This is a genomic window from Phenylobacterium sp., assembly GCF_030679875.1.
Classification (GTDB): Bacteria; Pseudomonadota; Alphaproteobacteria; order Caulobacterales; family Caulobacteraceae; genus Phenylobacterium.
Genome location: NZ_JAUXSP010000010.1, coordinates 10,659 through 28,456, shown reverse-complemented (window position 1 = coordinate 28,456; position 17,798 = coordinate 10,659). Strand labels below are relative to the sequence as shown.

At 67.2% G+C, this 17,798-nt stretch carries 15 protein-coding genes; 6 read left to right on the top strand and 9 right to left on the bottom strand.

Annotated elements, in window-relative coordinates; translation table 11 throughout:
• The 3 genes from Q8K84_RS06500 to Q8K84_RS06490 all read left to right on the top strand — a co-directional run.
• Positions 1 to 323, top strand: a 323-nt coding sequence (locus Q8K84_RS06500; RefSeq protein ID WP_305281803.1) for a D-Ala-D-Ala carboxypeptidase family metallohydrolase, incomplete at its 5' end; no start/stop codon positions are given.
• Complete coding sequence (locus Q8K84_RS06495; protein WP_305281802.1) at positions 320 to 697, top strand: hypothetical protein; 378 nt, start codon at positions 320 to 322, stop codon at positions 695 to 697. The genes Q8K84_RS06500 and Q8K84_RS06495, both read left to right, overlap by 4 nt.
• A gap of 7 nt (positions 698 to 704) precedes the next feature.
• Entirely contained in the window at positions 705 to 926 is a 222-nt protein-coding gene (locus Q8K84_RS06490) for a hypothetical protein (protein ID WP_305281801.1), read from the top strand.
• 112 nt (positions 927 to 1,038) lie between these two features.
• Here Q8K84_RS06490 and Q8K84_RS06485 read toward each other — a convergent pair whose 3' ends face one another.
• Both Q8K84_RS06485 and Q8K84_RS06480 read right to left on the bottom strand, forming a co-directional pair.
• On the bottom strand, positions 1,039 to 1,431 hold the full coding sequence (locus Q8K84_RS06485; RefSeq protein WP_305281800.1) for a hypothetical protein: 393 nt from the start codon (positions 1,429 to 1,431) through the stop codon (positions 1,039 to 1,041).
• A 249-nt stretch (positions 1,432 to 1,680) separates the two neighbouring features.
• Positions 1,681 to 2,670: a hypothetical protein gene (locus Q8K84_RS06480; protein ID WP_305281799.1), complete on the bottom strand. Its 990-nt coding sequence runs from the start codon at positions 2,668 to 2,670 to the stop codon at positions 1,681 to 1,683.
• Positions 2,671 to 2,967: 297 nt separating this feature from the next.
• Here Q8K84_RS06480 and arsB point away from each other — a divergent pair, with 297 nt between their 5' ends.
• Positions 2,968 to 4,026, top strand: a complete 1,059-nt coding sequence (gene arsB / locus Q8K84_RS06475) for an ACR3 family arsenite efflux transporter (RefSeq protein WP_305281798.1) — start codon at positions 2,968 to 2,970, stop codon at positions 4,024 to 4,026.
• A gap of 65 nt (positions 4,027 to 4,091) precedes the next feature.
• Here the strand turns inward: arsB and Q8K84_RS06470 are convergent, their stop codons facing one another.
• The 6 genes from Q8K84_RS06470 to Q8K84_RS06445 all read right to left on the bottom strand — a co-directional run bounded on the left by Q8K84_RS06470 (position 4,092) and on the right by Q8K84_RS06445 (position 10,606).
• Positions 4,092 to 4,538, bottom strand: coding sequence for a copper chaperone PCu(A)C (locus Q8K84_RS06470; protein WP_305281797.1), 447 nt, complete (start codon positions 4,536 to 4,538; stop codon positions 4,092 to 4,094).
• 107 nt (positions 4,539 to 4,645) lie between these two features.
• On the bottom strand, positions 4,646 to 6,676 hold the full coding sequence (locus Q8K84_RS06465) for a TonB-dependent receptor domain-containing protein (protein WP_305281796.1): 2,031 nt from the start codon (positions 6,674 to 6,676) through the stop codon (positions 4,646 to 4,648).
• A gap of 110 nt (positions 6,677 to 6,786) precedes the next feature.
• Positions 6,787 to 7,209 (bottom strand): DUF2946 family protein, encoded by a 423-nt coding sequence (locus Q8K84_RS06460; RefSeq protein ID WP_305281795.1) that lies wholly within the window; start codon positions 7,207 to 7,209, stop codon positions 6,787 to 6,789.
• Positions 7,210 to 7,279: 70 nt separating this feature from the next.
• Positions 7,280 to 8,257, bottom strand: coding sequence for a transglutaminase family protein (locus Q8K84_RS06455; RefSeq protein WP_305281794.1), 978 nt, complete (start codon positions 8,255 to 8,257; stop codon positions 7,280 to 7,282).
• A gap of 10 nt (positions 8,258 to 8,267) precedes the next feature.
• On the bottom strand, positions 8,268 to 9,203 hold the full coding sequence (locus tag Q8K84_RS06450) for an alpha-E domain-containing protein (protein ID WP_305281793.1): 936 nt from the start codon (positions 9,201 to 9,203) through the stop codon (positions 8,268 to 8,270).
• Positions 9,200 to 10,606 carry a circularly permuted type 2 ATP-grasp protein gene (locus Q8K84_RS06445; protein WP_370867844.1) on the bottom strand — a complete coding sequence of 469 codons (1,407 nt, stop codon included), beginning with the start codon at positions 10,604 to 10,606 and terminating at the stop codon, positions 9,200 to 9,202. Before Q8K84_RS06445 ends, Q8K84_RS06450 begins: the two co-directional genes overlap by 4 nt.
• A gap of 383 nt (positions 10,607 to 10,989) precedes the next feature.
• On the opposite strand from Q8K84_RS06445, the gene Q8K84_RS06440 reads away from it, so the two are divergent.
• Both Q8K84_RS06440 and Q8K84_RS06435 read left to right on the top strand, forming a co-directional pair.
• On the top strand, positions 10,990 to 12,681 hold the full coding sequence (locus Q8K84_RS06440; RefSeq protein WP_370867843.1) for an autotransporter assembly complex family protein: 1,692 nt from the start codon (positions 10,990 to 10,992) through the stop codon (positions 12,679 to 12,681).
• Complete coding sequence (locus tag Q8K84_RS06435; protein WP_305281791.1) at positions 12,678 to 16,859, top strand: translocation/assembly module TamB domain-containing protein; 4,182 nt, start codon at positions 12,678 to 12,680, stop codon at positions 16,857 to 16,859. The genes Q8K84_RS06440 and Q8K84_RS06435 overlap by 4 nt, the downstream gene beginning before the upstream one ends.
• Here the strand turns inward: Q8K84_RS06435 and phhA are convergent.
• Entirely contained in the window at positions 16,856 to 17,722 is an 867-nt protein-coding gene (gene phhA, locus Q8K84_RS06430; RefSeq protein WP_305281790.1) for a phenylalanine 4-monooxygenase, read from the bottom strand. The two genes, Q8K84_RS06435 and phhA, sit on opposite strands and share 4 nt — an antisense overlap.
• Positions 17,723 to 17,798 lie beyond the last annotated feature (76 nt).

The following is a 17,798-nucleotide window of genomic DNA, read 5'->3' as shown; positions in this document are numbered from 1 at the left end:
ATCTGGAGAAGGTCCGGAGCCTGCTGGGCGACCGGCCGATCACCGTCACCTCGGCCTATCGCAACCCGGCCGTGAACGCGGCGGTGGGCGGGGTGAAGACCTCCGACCATGCCCAGGGCCATGCGGCCGACATCGTGGTCGGGACCTTAAGCCCCTACGAGACCGCCAAGCGGATCCGCGACAGCGGCATCAAGTTCGACCAGCTGATCCTGGAGACCAGCCGGGGCGTGGTGCACATCAGCTTCGCCCCGCGGATGCGCCGGCAGGTGCTGACCCAGGCGGGGAAGGCCGGGTCGGAGATCCAGCAGGGGCTTTGGCTGTGATTGGCCGCCCTAAGCCCGAACAGCTGATCGTCGCGGGGCTGATGGCCCTGATCATCGCCGCGACGCTCGCCATGCTCACCCTGGTCTTCCTGGCCGGCCGGCGAGACGCCGCGCCCGCCATCGAGACGGCTCAGGACCAGGCCGTCAGCGCCGAACTGGCGGGCGAGGGGGCCAACCTGGCCGCCGGCCTGGCCGAGGCCCTTCACCAGCAGTCCCTGGCCCAGCGACAGGTGCTCAGCGCCCTGGAGCGGGCCGCCATTCAAGCGGAGGACGCCGATGCGCCCCTGGATCCTGCCCGGGCTGATCGCCTGCGCGCTCATGACGACCAGCTGTGCGGGACAGCGCCTCATCTCGACGGCTGCGGACAGCCCTAAGATTGAGATGACCGCCCAGGCCCGGGCGTCCTGCGGACTCTACCGCCTGCCGGCGGAGCCAACCCAGGCCGACCTGGAGATCGGCTACGCCACCCGCGGCGTGCAGCTGGTGGCCTGCGACGGCGCCCGGGCGGCCGCGGTGGCCATCCACGACGCCGAGCACGCGTTGGAGGCGCGGCAAGCGGAGGCGCGGGCGCGGCGTCTGCGGCCGTGGTGGAGGTTTTGGTGATTTGAACCCCGGACGCCCCCGTCCTCTCGTCCGGCAACCTGGCCCGCCGTCTCATCCGAGGCGGCGGGCCTTTTGCGTTTGGGGCTAGGGCAACTTCGCCCAGCCTGATCGGTCAGCTGGTCTCAGTGGGCTTCGGGCGGGCCGGAATCCCCCGCTGCTTCGGCGCCAAGCCCCGGGCCGGCCGAGCCCCGAGGGAGGGCAGCAGCCTCGGAAGGTAGGGCAGGGCGTCGGGCGCCCGCTCGCCGAAATACCGTTCGGCGTGATTGGGGATCCAGATCTGATCCACGAAGTCGAGGAACAGGGGCAGCATGTAGTTCGGGTACTGCCGAGCGTCGACCTGGACCTCGGGGGTGTCGTGCCGATAGGTCGAGTGGGCCTCACGGAATTCCGGGTGGTTCTTGCGTCCGTGTCGAGGGGCGCGGGCAAGCTCACGGCTTGGGCGGCGGCGGCGGACGATGCAGGGTGACCCGGCCGCCTTCGCCGACCGTGCCGATGATGCGGACATAGCCGCCGGGGAAGCCCGCGGGCAGGGGTGGCGGTTCAGCGGCCAGGGGGCGAGGGGGCTTGGGGGAGGGCATGGCGAAATGAGAACGACAGGAGAACATCGGAGTCAACGGCCAAGCCCCGCGAACGGCGTTCGCGTGCATCCGGTTTTTCGGGTCGTCCGGCTAAGCCCTTGAACACCCTGATGGCCCCCGAGATTGTGGCTCTGGTGAGCCCTGGGAGTTCTTGGTGCGCCCCCACGAAGCCCCACCTACGCTATGAGGGCCGGTCTGTAGTGGTGGAGCGTTTGCTCGCAGTCGGCGTCGATCGAGTGCAGCACGTCTCGGGCCTGAAAGGCCGCCTTAGCCTTGGCTACGAATGCGTCAATGCGAGGTGGCGTCTCCCCCTTGAAGGTTGAGTACACACTGGCCACGCTGTGCCGCGTACCTTGCAGGAGCTGCATATTCTGACTGTGATAGCCGAACCCGAGCAGAACTATCGAGTCAGCTTCGCCAAGCGCCTGGCGCATCAGCTTGATGTCTGGCCGATCATCCAGCTTTTCCGTGTATATTTTGATCCCACCCGCCGCCTCGATTGCGGTCCAGGGGTTCATGCGTCCGAAATTGGCCGGCGGGCCTAGACCGCCATAAGGCCTGAAAACCTTGAGTGTCCGCCCCATAATGGCGGCCGAATCCTCTAAAGAAATCCTCAGTCCGCGCGCAACGCTAGCGGCGATCGCCGCTTCACCGCATCGATCATAGTTGAACGAGATGATGCTCAGGTTCTCGAAAACCTTCTCCGCATCTTCCCGGCGTAGCCCGCTGATAAGGATCTGCGCAACCAAATGCGGCCAGTGAGAGGTTAGTGCCTCATTCGCCGCTTGCGCCTCATCGGCTCGTCCAGAAAGCTTTGCAATGAATGAGCGGCTTTCGAAGTCGGCGATAATCGCTGCAATGGCCATCTTTCCTGCCTGGACCATCTTGGTGTCGCTGAAGTGCGTCCAAAGGCATTCATCGATCGAGAGAAACGCGGGCAGGGCAGACGCTATCCTGTGGCCCGCCTCAACGTAGGCCTCAGCCTCACTCGGCAGCTTTGAGCGGAGGTAGTTCCCGAACTCGCGATCGCCTGCAACCTGGTGGCCGAAATCGAACCGAAGGCTCAAGTAGCTGCGTAACGTGCTCTTAAGGGTGTCGCCGGTGGGAAAGCCGAATTTGACGCTCGCCCCCGCTCCAAGCACCAGAACCGTTTTTCCTGCGAGCAATTGACAGCCCCCTCGTAGACCAAGCGCCACAGTTCATATCGTCAGACTCGGTCGTTTTGGCAGGCATTTGCAAGGGGTGAACGGAACTCGAACAGTCTGGCGCGCCCACATAATTTCAATAAGCTGCGTTCGCCTTTTAATCGAATGGTCGTGGGTTCGACCCCCACCCGGCCTACCAATCCTGAATGGGATTGAGGCGTCCTTCGGGGACGCCGTAAAAGCCAATATTCCGTAATTCTGGAATTGTGATAGAGGGATCGCCTCGCGGCGAGGTCGCCGTCTGGGAGGGTGACGTCCATGTCGGTGTTCGAGCGCTATCTGACGCTTTGGGTGGGCCTGGCCATCGTGGTCGGCATCGCGTTTGGCCAGCTGTTTCCTGACGTTTTCCAGGCAGTCGCCGCCCTGGAGGTGGCCAGCGTCAACCTGCCCGTCGCCCTGCTGATCTGGGCCATGATCATCCCCATGCTGGTGAAGATCGACTTCCGCGCCCTGGGCGGCGTGGCGGCGCACTGGCGGGGCATCAGCGTGACCCTGTTCGCCAACTGGGCGATCAAGCCCTTCACCATGGCCCTGCTGGGCTGGGTGTTCATCGGCTGGTTGTTCCGACCCCTGCTGCCTGAGGCGCAGATCGAGTCCTACATCGCCGGCCTGATCCTGCTGGGGGCGGCGCCCTGCACGGCCATGGTGTTTGTCTGGAGCCACCTGACCAAGGGGGACGCACCGTTCACCCTCAGCCAGGTGGCGCTCAACGACACGGTGATGGTGGTGGCCTTTGCGCCCATCGTCGCGCTGCTGCTGGGCCTGTCGGCGATCATCGTGCCCTGGGCGACCCTGCTGCTGTCGGTGGCGCTCTATATCCTCACGCCAGTGGCGATCTCGCAGGTCCTGCGCGCCTGGCTGATCCGCTCGGGGCGGCTGGAGGCTTTCCTGGCGGCGGTTCAGCCCGTGGCCATCGCCGCCCTGCTGGGCACGGTGGTCCTGCTGTTCGCCTTTCAGGGGGAGCAGATCCTGGCCCAGCCCCTGGTCATCGCCCTGCTGGCCGTGCCGATCATCATCCAGACCTATTTCATCTTCGGCCTGGCCTATCTGCTGAACCGCGCGTGGGGCGAGATCCACAGCGTGGCCGGGCCCTCAGCTCTGATCGGGGCCAGCAACTTCTTCGAGCTGGCCGTGGCCGCCGCCATCAGCCTGTTCGGGTTCCAGTCCGGGGCGGCGCTGGCCACGGTGGTCGGCGTCCTGATCGAGGTGCCGGTCATGCTGACCCTGGTGGCCTTGGTGAACCGGTCGCGTCCCTGGTACGAGGCGAGCCGCGCCGTCCGGCGACGGGCGGCCCCCGCCGACGAAACCGCGGGCTGAGGCGGTCATCTCCCCCGGCCGGCTGGACGAAGTCCAGGTCGGCGCGGGGGGCGGCGACCATCGCCCTAGTGAGCCATGCCGTGCGGCGCAGACCTGATCTGGGCGCTCACCGTCTGGGCTGGGGCGCTTTCGAAGGTCAGGGTCAGGCTGACCTCGCCGCCCTCGTCGAGGGCCGCCGTCGGGCCGATCAGCATCAGATGCTCCGCGCCGGGGCGCAGGGCGACCGGCTCTCCGGCCGGCAGGGCCAGGCCCTCGGGGAGTTGACGCATCCGCATGATCCCATCGTCCATGGACATGGTGTGGATCTCTCCACGCCCGGCGGCGGGGCTTGAGACGGCGACGAGACGGTCGTTGGCGCTGGCCTGAAGGGCGACATAGCACCCCACGGCGCCGACGCCTGCGGCGGCGGGGCGGCACCAGGGGTCGGTGACCGTGACCACGGCGTCGGCGGCTGGCTGGGGGCTGCAGGCGATCAGCAGGGCCAAGGGGGCGAGGAGGAGAAGCGGTCTCATGGTGGACTCCGGAACGAATGGGCCAGGGGCGGCCCGGCGGTGAAGGGGTGAGCGGCGGGCGCCAGGATGGGCGCGCCGCCGATCGGTTGGAAGGCCTGGAGGGCGGGTCAGAAGTCGAGGACGAGGCCGGCGAAGACCGAGCGGCGGTCGCCGGGCCAGTAGGCGGCTGTGGTCGGCCCGGCCAGGATCACGGGCTGGACGTTGGAGACATAGGCCTCGTCGGTCAGGTTGCGGAGATCAAGGAACAGACTGATCCCATTGGGCGCCGTCCAACCGATATTGAGATTGGCGACGGCGTAGCTCGGCGACTTCAGCGTGTTGCGGAAGTCGACCCAGGCGCCCTCGGGCGACCACTCCACGGACGGGGCCACGAACCAGCCGGCCGGCGCCTCGTAGCGTAGCTCGGCGCGGTAGAAATGCTCCGGCGCCACGGGAAAGCGGTTGTCGCCATACTGGACGTCATCACGGAACCGGAAGTCCGACCAAGTGTAGGTCTGGCGCAGGCGCCAGGCCATGGCGAACCGCCAGTCGACGGCGGCCTCGAGGCCCCGGTGATAGGTCTCCTCGGCGTTGAAGGTGGTCGCCGGCCGGTCGGGACTGACGCTGAACTGCAGCATCTCGTTCTCAAGTTCAGCGTGATAGACGGTGAGGTCCCAGGTCAGGCCGCCCCGACGACCTCGGGTCCCGACCTCGAAAGTCACGGCTTCCTGAGCCTCCACCGGCGCAAATCCGATCCCGCTGGGCGAGAGTGAGCCGAAGTTCGGCGGTTCGGCTGACCGGGTCACATTGGCGAAAACCTGAACGCCGTCGGGCGCTTCCCAGAGCAGGCCCAGACGGGGGGCAAACCACTCAAACGTTCGCCTCTCGTCGAGGTCGAAGGTCGCCGCGACGCCTGGCACGGCGAGGCTCTGATAGTCCCGTTCAGCCCGCCCATAGACGCCCCCCGCCACCAGGGCCAGACGCTCATTGAGGAACAACCGTCCTTCGGCGAACACGTCGATCGCCTGGGCGTTCTGGTAAGAGATCGAGCGCAGGGCGCCGCGCGCGCCGGCGATGTTGGCGAAAAGCTGCGAGTCGAGGTCACCGCTGCGACCCCAGGCGCCGGCATAGGCGTCGGCGCGCCGACCCCCGACTTCCCCGTCCCAGTCCAGACGGGCGAACAGGCCATAGTTGCGGCTCTCCTGGTCGATGACCTGGAAGATCGGATGATCCAGCTCCTTCCAGATGGCGTAGGTCCCGGCTGACAAGCTCACGGACTCGCCCAGGGGCTGCTGGATGCTGATGACCCCGCGCACCGCCCGAAGGTCACGGCCATAGTCGTTCGCGAGGTTGCCGGCGGGGGTTTGGCGGGGATCAGCGGCGAACTGCGCGGCGGTAAGGGCGCCATTGATCTCCTGCTTGATGTGCGCGCCGCTGAACGTGAAGCGGATCTCGCCCTCGCCCAGCTCCCGCCCGATGTTCAGGCTGCCAAACTGGATGTTCTGCTGGCTCTGCGACCTTGGGCCTTGCCCCGTCTGATTGGTGGCGGCGACGAACCCATCCCACGGCCCCATCGTGCGCGCGACGGCCACATGCTGGCGCAGCATGCCGAACGCGCCGCCGTCGAGGCGCAGGCGATTGTCGAATGTCGCGGTCTTGCCGGTGGGGGTGACCATATTGATCGCACCCCCCAGGGTCGCGCCGCCGAAGCGCAGGGCGTTGCCGCCGCGATAGACCTCCAGATGCCGGGTCAGGAGCGGATCGGCGATCTGGCTGTCGCCATAGCCGTCGGCCTCGTTCAGGGGCAGGCCATCCTGGGCGATCAGCAGGCCGCGATTGTGGTTGGCGTTGCCGATGCCTGATCCCCGGATCGAGAGCCGAGTGTCGCCGCCCCACTTCTTCTGCGCGAACACGCCGGGGGCGTCCCGCAACATGTCATCCAGCGCCAGGGCGAACCGGTCCTCGAAGGATTCTGAGGCGATGACCGAGACGGCGCCGGGGGTTTCGGACAGGCGTTGGCGGGCTTCGGCGACGACGGCGGGATCTTCAGAGTTGGCGCGGCCGGTGACGATGACGGAGTCGACGGTGGTCTGAGCGGTCGCCGCGGCGGGCAGAGCCAGGACGAACAGGGCGCCATAGGCGCGCAGAGCAGATTTCATTTTGGGTGTCCCCCGGCCGCGCAGACGCGGCCGCATGTGCAGTGCAGGAAGGCCCGACGTGTAATCGAGGGCCGCGAGCCGGTTTGCGAAGACGACCGGTGGTCCGGTCTCTAGGCCTGCAGGGAAGGGGGGCCCCGGGCGGGGGGCGGGGGCGCGGCCAGACCGCGCCCTGGGATGACCTGCTCACGGTCGATCAGGAGGCTGTCGGCATAGCGCGCGAAGGCGACCCGTTCGCCCGACGTGAGCTCCGGCGCAGGTCCGCTCAGGCCGTGGCCGGCGAAGACGCAGGGGCTGTGGCGCGCGCCGTCCTCGTCGGAGGAAGCGGGGCTCTCATGGTCTCCCGGGGCGGCGGCGTCCAGGGTCACCATGCCCTGGGGCGTACAGAGGACCAGGGCGAAGGCCGGGCCTTCAGCCTGAACCGTCGCGGCCATGTAGCCGGGGGGAATCAGGATTTTCAGGAACAGGGCCAGCCCCGCCAGGATCAGCAGAAGGCTGCGGCGGGGGGCAGGTTTGAATGAGGCCCGGCGGTTCACGGCCTCGCCATAGTCCAGTCCGGTCCCGTTTGGAAGCCAGATCGGCTGGCGAGCGCGGAGTCCCCCAAGCCTATTGCTGCTGCTGTTGCTGCTGGTCGTGCATCACCGCATTGGGCGCGGGGCGGCGCCGGGCGTTGCGGCTGAAGGTTGGGGGTGAGATTCGCAGGAATTCCGGCTCGGTGACCGCCGCCCGGGCCCGGCGCACCGAGACTCCCACAGCCAGCTGGCTTTCGGCGTCGCCCTTATAGACCCCCCGGGATGGCGGGACGTCGCTGTAGTCCCGACCAATGGCGGCGGCCACGTGGCGCTCCCCGGCCATGACGTTGTTGGTGGGGTCCAGGCCAATCCATCTCAGGCTGGGAAGGAAGACCTCAACCCAGGCGTGGGTGGCGTCCGGATCGGAGCGGTCGCCGCCCTCCCGGTCGGTGAACAGATAGCCAGAGACGTAGCGGGCCGGAATGCCCCAGGCTCGGCAAAGGGCGATCATGATGTGGCTGAAGTCCTGGCAGACCCCCCGACGTTCTCGGAGCGCCTCGTCGATGGGGCTGTCGGCCTCGGTGACCCCGGTCTCATAGGCGAAGGACTCGTAGATGATCTTCGACAGGGCGGTGACCGCGCTCAACGGGTCGCGCTGGCGCAGCCGCTCGACCTCGTGCTCGGCGGCGAAGGCCCGCAGCAGATCGGTCTGTACGGCGAAGCCATGCTCGCGCAGAAAATCGAACTGATCGCCGAGGACGAAATCGCTGCGCAGCCGGTCCCATTCCCCCATGTCCAGGGCCTCGGGCAGGGGCGCCTCGGCTTGCGTCTCCACCGCTGAGCGAGCCACGATGGACAGGCGGTCATGGGGGTGGGGCACGTCGAAGTGATAGACCGCATTGCCGAAGGTGTCGGCGTAGGAGAACAGCTGCGCCCCTGGATCGATCTCCAGGTCGAAGCTTACCAACCGCTGGCGCGCGCCCTTCTGGGGCTGCATCCAGACCTCCATCAGGCTTTCGCGGACGGGGGCGGCGTAGTGGTACTGGGTGACGTGGCGGATTTCGAGAAGCACTAGGACAACCTCAGGCCGGAAGGCGCATTTCGAGGGGATAGGCCACAAAGGCGTCATAGACGCCTCGATGAATGTCGCCGCATTCCGCCAGCACGCCCTCCAGGAAGACGTGCGAGCCCTCCCGCTCAATCTCGGCCATGTCGGCATATTGCAGGCGGGCCTTCAGGCGGCCGGCCAGCCGACCAGGCCCGACGTGGACGGCCTCGGTGTGACGGCTCAACACGGAAAGATGGGCCTCGATCTCATCGGTGCAGAACCGGATCGAGCGGGGAAATTCCGCATTGAGCAGCAGGAACTCAAGGATCGGCCTTGCCCGCACATCTGCGGTGTAGACCCGCAGATAGGGTTCAAGGGCGCAGCTCATGCGCAGCACCGCGGTCAGGGTCGGGTGGTCGAGCCGCTCGCCTCCGCGGCCAAAACAGACCTCCAGCAGACGTCCGATGAGCTGGGCCCGCTCCAGATGGGCGCCCAGCAGCAGGAATCGCCAGCCTTCCCCGTGGCTCATGGTGGCGTCGGCTGCGCCCTTGAACAGATGAAGATCGGCGATGATGTCATGCAGAAAGGCCGACGAACCGTCATTGAACGACTTCGCAGCCCCGGCGCCGGCCAGGCGCAGGTGGACCAGATTGAGCCGTTCCCAGGTCTCGCTGGTGATCTGGTCGCGGACCTGCCGAGCATTTTCCCGGGCCAGAGCCAGGGAGGACACGACCGAATTGCCCTCCAGGCGGTCAAGAGCCAGGCCGCGTGAGGATTCGAAGGGGGTGGCGATCCGCTCCGGCGTGGCGTCACCGACCGCTGAGAGGGCGATGCGGGCCACCTGGGCGGCGGTCTCGGCGCGGTCGAGGGTGGCGGTGAGCATGACGTCGGCCAGGCGGGCCACATGCTCGGCCCGCTCCACATAGCGGCCAATCCAGTAGAGGCTGTCGGCGACCCGGGCGAGCATCATGACAGGTCGTCTCCCGGCCCGGCCAGCACCCAGGTATCCTTGGAGCCTCCACCCTGGCTGGAATTGACCACCAGCGAGCCCTTGCGCAGGGCGACCCGGGTCAAAGCGCCCGGCGTCACAGTGATCTTCTCGCCTGACAGGATGAAGGGCCGCAGATCCACATGCCGATCATCGATCTGCCCGTCGATCAGGCAGGGGGACGTAGACAGCTGGATGGTCGGCTGGGCGATGTAGTTGGCGGGGTCAGCCTTCAGAGCCTGGGCGAATTCCTCGCGCTGGGCCAGGCTGGCGTGGGGGCCGATCAGCATCCCATATCCGCCAGAGGCGCCGACCGCCTTGACGACCAGCTTGTCCAGATTGGCCAGCACATAGCTCAGCTGGCTCGGCTCGCGGCACAGGAAGGTCTCGATGTTCGGAAGGATCGGTTCTTCCCCGAGATAGTAGCGAATGATCTCAGGGACATAGGCATAGACCGCCTTGTCGTCGGCGACCCCGGTGCCCGGCGCATTGCACATGACCACGGTGCCCGCCCGATAGGCGTTGAACAGACCCGGCACGCCGAGGGAGGAATCCCGCCGGAACGTCAGCGGGTCGATGAAGTCGTCATCCACCCGTCGATAGATCACATCGATGCGCCGCAGGCCGGTGGTCGTGCGCATATAGACCATGTTGTCATGGACCACGAGGTCGCGGCCCTCGACCAGGGGGACGCCCATGAGCCGCGCCAGATAGGCATGTTCGAAATAGGCGGAGTTGTAGACGCCGGGCGTCAGCACCACGACCTGGGGATTGGGGCGCCATTCGGCCATGCTGCGCAGGGTCGTGAGCAGCAGATCGGGATAGCGGTCGATCTGGCGGACGCCAGCCAGGCGGAAGGTGCCGGGGAAGGTGCGCTTGGACGCCTCGCGGTTGGCCAACATGTACGAGACGCCGGACGGGACCCGCAGATTGTCCTCAAGCACGGCATAGGCGCCGTCCTCCTGGCGGATCAGGTCGCTGCCGCAGACATTGGCATAGGCCTGGTGCGGGACGTAAAGGCCTTGCATCTCCCGACGATAGGAGGGGGCGCCGAGCACAAGCTCCCGGGGCACCACACCGTCCTTCAGGATCATTCGCTCGCCATAGATGTCGGCGAGAAACAGGTTCAGGGCCTGAAGCCGCTGGGTCAGTCCAGCTTCAATCTGCGCCCATTCGTCGGCAGGAATGATCCGCGGCAAGAGGTCAGTGGGGATGATCCGCTCAGTGGTGCTCTCGGCGCCATAGACGGTGAAGGTGATGCCCTGCAGCAGGAAGAACCGCTCCAGGGTCCGTTGCCGCTCATCCAGCTCGCCGGGATCAAGGTCGGCCAGTCGTCGCGCCAGGGCGGCGAAATGGGGCCTGACCGAGCCGTCAGGGGCATGCATCTCGTCATAGGGCGGCCTTGCGGCGGCTTCGACCGCCGCCACGCCCGCCGCCTGGGCCAAGGCCCGGTCGATCTCTTCGGATCTCTGCGCTGTCGCCACGCCATACTCCAACCGCTCACGTCCTCGAAACCGCAAGCTGCACGCTCAGCCTAGTGACTGCGGTCGTGATCGTCGCCCTGTAACATGGGTGCCCCGAAAACGGGCGTGAGGCGCCACAGTTTTGCGCAATCGGGGCGGGGTGACAGGGGGGCTGTGCGCGGCTACAGGGGAGGTTCGGGGGGCATAAAGGTGATTGCGTGGGACGATTTGCCTTCGCAGCCGTCGCCACGGCTGCCCTGTGCGTTTATGGCGCCGGTTCTGCGCATGCGGAACCGCGCGCTGATGTGAGCGGTGAGCTCAACAGCGATCTGCGCGAGCGAATCGTCCGCGCCATTGGCGAGTCCGATCGCCCGGTCGATAATCTGTTTCAAGCCCGTCGCCGCGCGCGCGATGCGGCCGAGGACGCGATCGCTGTCCTGCGGTCCGAGGGCTATTACGCCTACGCCGTGGAAGCCGAGGTGCGCGAGCTTGAACCGCCGCGTCCAGTGGTGGCGGTCACCCCTGGGCCCCGCTTTCTCTTCGCCGATCCGCAGGTGCAGTGGACCGGCGCGGCTCCGGACGAGGATGTCCGCGCGCGAGGGCTTGAGGCGATGGAACTGGCCCCTGGCGACCCTGGCCGCTCAGCCGAGGTTGTCGCTGCGGAGGGTCGGATCGTCGCTACGGTTCGAAGTTCCGGTTATGCCGACGTTTCCGCCGACCCTCGGGAAGTGATTGTCGATCATGCCGACGACACCGTCCGACCGACCTTTCGTATTGCGGCCGGGGATCTGGTCCGGCTCGACGGGTTGATCCTTGATACCGAAGGGCGAACCAATCCCGTCTGGCTCGATCAGTTGCGTCCCTGGCGGGAGGGGGACGTGTATGACCCCGAGGACGTCGCCGAGTTCGAGCGGCGTCTGCTGGACACAGGCGTCTACGATACCGTCACTGTCGCCCTTTCGGCTCGGGACGACGTCGACGAGGAGGGCCGCCGCCGGGTGCTGGTCGGTCTGTCTGATCGCCCTCGCCGGACCCTCGAGCTTGGCGCCAGCTATTCCACGGTCGAGGGCTTCGGCGTCGATTCTCGCTGGAGCCGCTATAACGTCCTGGGTCGGGCTGACACCCTGGCCCTGGTCGCCCGCCTGTCCGAACTGGACAGCCGGCTGGGCGCAGACCTGACCCTGCCGCACTGGCGGCGCGCCGCCCAGACCCTGCACTTCAACACCGGCGCCTATCGCAACGAAACCGACGCCTACCAGGAGACGGGCGTCGGCGTCGGCGCCGATCTGCGCCGGCGGTACGGCGCCAATTCGTTTGTGACCGTTGGGGCCTCCCTCGACCTGTCGCGCAACGACGAGAAGGAGGCTCGGACCCTGTCGCCCCTGGGCCGAGACCTGATCATCGCCGCCGTGTTCGGGGCGGTGTCCCTTGACCGGTCCAACGACCGGCTGGACCCCACCCAGGGCTGGCGGGTCGATACCCGCCTGGAGCCGACCTACATCACCGGCGACGAGGCGCTGCCCTATCTTGAGGTCTCAGCCCAGGGCGCGGCCTATCTGCCCCTGGACAGTCAGGCGCGCACGGTGATCGCCGGGCGTCTTCGGGTCGGCAGTCTGGTCGGAGGCGAGCTCCCCGACATCCCAGCCTCCCGGCGCTTCTACGCCGGCGGCGGCGGCTCGGTTCGTGGCTACGCCTTTCAGGCTGTTGGCCCGCGGCTGGCCGACAATACCCCCCGTGGCGGCCTGTCCCTGGTGGAGGTCAGCCTGGAGGCCCGCCGCAAGCTCACCGATCGCTGGGGGATCGTGGCCTTCGTGGATGCTGGCTCGGTGGGCGATGAGATGACCCCGAACGGCGACAACCTGAGCGTAGGGGTGGGCATCGGCGTCCGCTATGATCTCGGCTTTGGACCCATTCGCGCCGACATCGCCATTCCCCTCGACGCCGACAAGCGTGATGGCGACTTCCAGATTTATCTCAGTATCGGACAAAGCTTTTGAGTTCCGAAGTTCAGCCGCAGGATGAGGCGCCGCGCGTCAGACGTCCGCGCCTGAAGCGCCGGCTGGCGGTAGGCTTCCTGGTCCTGGCCGTCCTCCTGGGCGCGCTGCTGGCCGCTGTGCGATTCGGCGCGATGGCGCCCCCGACCATGGGCCTGATCGAGGCGCGCACCGATGGGCTGGCGCTTGGCCGTTTCGGCAATCTGAAGATCGAGGGGCTCGGCGGCGACCTCTTCCGGGACTTCCGCATCCGCCGGTTGACCATCACCGACGAAGAGGGCGTCTGGCTCGAAGCCGACAACATCACCGTCCAGTGGGACTATCTCCAGCTGCTCCGGCGTCGTTTTCATGCCGAGCAGCTGACCGCCGAAGAAGTGCGCGTGCTGCGTCGTCCGACGCTCACTCCAAAGAAGGACGAGACTGGCGGTCTGCCGGTCAGGGTGAGCATCGACCAGGCACGCCTGCGCCTCGCGCTGTCTCCGGAGGTCAGCTACGAGCGCGGCCTGTTCGATGTCACCGCCGAACTGGATGTCCGGCGCCAGGGCAGGGGGCAGCGGGGCGAGGTGCGCGCCGTCAGTCTGCTGCGACCTGGGGACCATCTCGATGTCGCCTTCGACCTGGGGTCGCGACGGCCGTTGCTGATCGATGTCTCGGCTCTGGAAGCCCAGGGCGGCGCCATCGCCGGGGTTCTGGGCCTGCCTGCGGACCTGCCGTTTCAGCTGCGGATCGATGCTGCGGGCGAGGGCTCGGAAGGACAGTTCGAGGCCCTTGCTCAGTCTGGGACGACGACGCCCCTGCGGGCCAATGGCGGCTGGAACGCCCTGGGCGGTCGGGCGGTGGGCCGATTGTCCCTGGACGCCTCGCGCCTGACCGCGCCGCTCGCGTCCCGGCTGGGCGACGAGGTGTCCTTCGACGTCCAGGGACAGGGCTTGGAGGAGGGCCTCTACAACCTCACCGCCCGCCTGACCGCTGACAACCTGACCGCCCGGGCGGTGGGGCAGGCCCATCCTGCAGACCGTCGCACGGGCCCGCAGGGCCTGAGTCTCGTTGTTGAAAGCGGCTCCCTCTCGCGGTTGACGGGTGGCCCTGACATGGGGGCGGCCCGCCTGTCGGGGGTGCTGAGGGGGGCGCCTGACGACCTTACCTTCGAGGGCGATGTCACGGCGCGCGACCTGGCGGCGGGAGGCTATGGTCTGGCGTCGGTCACGGGACCTGTAGCCCTCGCGCGAAACCGCCGGGGCATCACCCTGGAGACTGATCTGCGGGGCGCTGGGGGCGCCGGCGAGGGCTATCTCAACGCGCTGCTCGGCCCACAACCGCGGGCGGCTCTCTCGGCGGAGCGGTTGGCCGATGGTCGACTGCTGGTCCGCAGCCTGGATGCTCAGGGCCAGGGCCTTGCGATTGAGGGGCAGGGCGGACGGGGGCTGTTGGGCGGCCTCAACGCGCGTGGAACGGCGCGACTTTCCAATCTCTCAGCCGCTCGAGCCGGCGCCGCAGGCCTTGTGAACCTCACATGGTCGGCCGATCGCGGTGGACGTGACGCGCCTTGGCGCCTGCGGATCGACGGGCGGGGGGCAGATCTTGGGACAGGCTATGCGCAGCTCGACCGATTGCTTGGTCAGACGCCGCAATTGCGCGCCCGCGCCGAGTTTGCAGGCGGCCGACTGGCGCTGCAGGAGGCGAAGCTGAACGGCCGCGCCCTGCAGGCTGACGCCGCCGGTGTCTATGGTCCTGAGGGCGATCTGCGATTCAAGGTCGACTGGTCTGCTGAGGGTCCCTTGCAGGCTGGACCCGCGGAGTTCGACGGTTCTGCCGAGGGATCTGGGGCGCTCACAGGGACACTGAGCGCGCCAAGGCTGGACCTGTCGGCGCGCTTCGATGAGGTCGATCTGCCGCGGCTGCCGTTGCGAAATGCGGCGCTCACCCTGAGTTTTGGCCGGAGCCAGACCACCGGGGCCGCCGGACAGGTCACCCTGCTGGCCGAGAGCCAATATGGTCCGGCAAGGGGGCGCGCGGACTTCGCCCTGCCGGCTGCGGGTGTCGATCTGCGGCGCATCGATGTCGATGCCGGCGGTGTCGCCCTGCAGGGCGATCTCAGTCTTCGACGATCCACGCCCTCGCGGGCCGATCTCCAGTTGGCGATCGGGCCTGGCGCCATCCTTTCGCGCGGATCGGTCGCCGGCCGGGTGACGATCGTGGATGGGGTTGAGGCGCCGATGGCCGACCTGGACCTCAATATACGGGAAGCGGTGCCGGTGGGTAGCGAGCTCGCCATTGTCGCGGGCCGTCTGACCGCCAAGGGGCCAATGGACCAGCTGGCATATGACCTGTCCGCCAGCGGCGGCTACGGGGGCGAGCGTTGGGATGTCTCAGGCCAGGGAGCCTTGGCCGAGGCCGAACGCGCCCACACCCTGACCTTCATGGGGCGGGGGGGATATGGGGGCCGAAAGGTGGCCACAGTTCAGCCGGCCATCTTCCGCCTCGGTGATGATGTGCGCACGGCGCGCATCCTGCTGGGAACTGAGGACGGTGGTCGGGTTGAGATTGACGGCCGGCTGGCGGGCGCTCTGGCTGAAGTCGAGGCGACGATTACGAACCTTGGTCTGGACATGCTCAATCCCGACCTCGCCGGGCGGGTGAACGCCAATCTCTCCCTGTCGGGGCGCGACAGCGAACTGGTGGGCTCCCTGGGCGCGCGCCTCACAGACGCGCGCGGTCGCGGCAGCCCTCGGGCCCAGGGCCTGGACGGGGTGCTGGAGGTCGTTCTCAACGACGACCTCATGACCGTGAAGGCCGAGGTCAGCAATGAGCAGGGGCTGCGGGCCGAGGCAGATCTGAACTTGCCGACAGAGGCGTCGGCGCGACCCTTCCGGCTGGCCTTGGACCGCCGCAAGCCCGTGCGCGGCCAGGTGTTCGCAGATGGCGACGTCGAGCCCCTCTGGGCGCTTCTGGTCGACGGCGACCGCACCCTCGCCGGTCGGGTTCAGATCAATGGAGTGATTGGCGGCACGCTCGCCGATCCCAGCCTGTCAGGTCGGGCGAGCCTTGAGGGCGGACGGTTCGACGATGCGCCAACGGGACTGAGCCTGCGTGACATGAGCGTGGCCGCCGTCCTCTCGGAGCGGGTCATCGAGGTGAGCCAGGCCCGGGGCGTCGACGGCTCCGGCGGCAGGGTCGATGGCTCGGGCCAGATCAGCCTCTACCGGGGCGGGGTGTCCGGCTTTCGTCTGCGGCTGGATGGTTTCCGGCTGATCGACAACGACATCGCCCAGGCCGACGCCAGCGGCGAGGTGACCATCAACCGCAACGAAGAGGGCAAGGTCCGTCTGTCCGGGGCCCTACGCATCGACGAGGCTGAGGTCGCCGCCGATCCACCGACCCCCTCAGGGGTGGTGACCATTGACGTGGTGGAGCGTAACCGGCCGCTGGAGCTCGATCTCCGCCAGAACCTCCGGATGCAGCCCCAGCGTCGCGGGGAGGGCTGGGCGCTTGACGTCAGCCTGACGGCGCCGCGCAGCGTCTTCCTTCGGGGGCGTGGCCTGGACGTCGAGATGTCACTGGACGCCCGGGTGACTGGCTCGACCGCGCGCCCGATCCTCTCAGGGGAAGCCCGAGTGGTGCGCGGCGACTATGAGTTCGCAGGAAAGCGCTTTGAATTCGACCAGCGCGGCGTGGTCTACCTGTCCACCTCGCCTGCGAACATTCGACTGGATCTGACCGCCACTCGGGATGACCCGGCCCTGACCGCGGTCATTCGGGTCAGCGGCACAGCGGCCAAGCCCAGCATCCGCCTGACCTCCACCCCAGTCCTGCCCGATGATGAGGTGTTGTCCCAGGTGCTGTTTGGCCGATCGGCCTCCCAGTTGTCGACCATCGAAGCCGCCCAACTGGCCTCGGCCCTATCCTCGCTGGCCGGGGGCGGGGGCTTTGACATCGTTGGAAACCTGCGGGAGTTCGCCGGTCTCGACCGGTTGAGTCTGGGGGGAGATGAGAGTTCCGGCGTGACCGTGGCCGGCGGCAAATACCTGACCGACGATGTCTATCTGGAGATCATCGGCGGGGGCCGCGACAGCGCCACCGCCCAGGTGGAATGGCAGGTCAGGCGTAATCTTTCCATCGTCTCGCGGCTGACAGGCGAAGGCGACAGCCGGCTGTCAGTCCGCTGGCGGCGCGATTACTAAATCGCGTTTCGGGCCTCGTGATAGGTCTGGGCCCCCCGATGAATGACGCCGTCGTCCCCGGTCACTTCTCCGATCGGGATGTCCTCCAGGCCCTCGAGTCTCGCATAGAGGGGCTCGAAGTCCTGCAGGCTGGCGGCCAGCAGCTCTTCCAGGGACGGGATGACGAAATAGGTCGGCTGGAAGTCATCAATCCGATAGGGCGTGCGCATCACGCGCATCAGGTCGAAATCCAGGCGGTGCGGCGAGGGATCGTCCAGGCAGAATACCGACTCCGCCCGTGAGGAGACGATGCCGGCGCCATAGATGCGCAGGCCCGCGTCCGTTTTCATGAGGCCGAACTCCACGGTGTGCCAATAGAGCCTGGCCAGATGCGCGAGATGGCCTTTGCTCAACGCCCGCATCCCGCCTCGGCCATAGGCGGCCATGTAATCGGCGAAGACGGGGTCGGTGAGCATGGGGACATGGCCGAACACGTCGTGGAACACGTCGGGTTCCTGCAGGTAGTCGAGCTGGTCGGGGGTCCGGATGAACCGGCCGGCCGGGAATCGCCGGTGGGCGAGATGCTCAAAAAAGACGTCATCCGGGACTAGCCCCGGTACGGCGACCACCTGCCAGCCGGTGAGGCGCTCCAGCTCGGCGTTGATCCTGGCGAAATCGGGGATGCCGTCCCCATGCAGATCAAGGGCGTCGAGCCCCCGCAGGAAGGGCTCGCAAGCCCTGTTCTGGAGCATTCCGGCCTGGCGCTCATAGAGCGTGGTCCAGACCTGATGGTCCTGGTCACAATAGTTGCGCCAGCCCTGGTCGATGGTCCAGTCGGCGGCGGCGCCTGGCGGCGGCTTGAGAGGTGTTGAGCTCCCGTCCATCAAGGGAGAATGCGCCAGTTTTGCGGGAATATCCGTGCGAAAGCGGCTCAAAAGAACCCGTTTCCGGATTAATTCT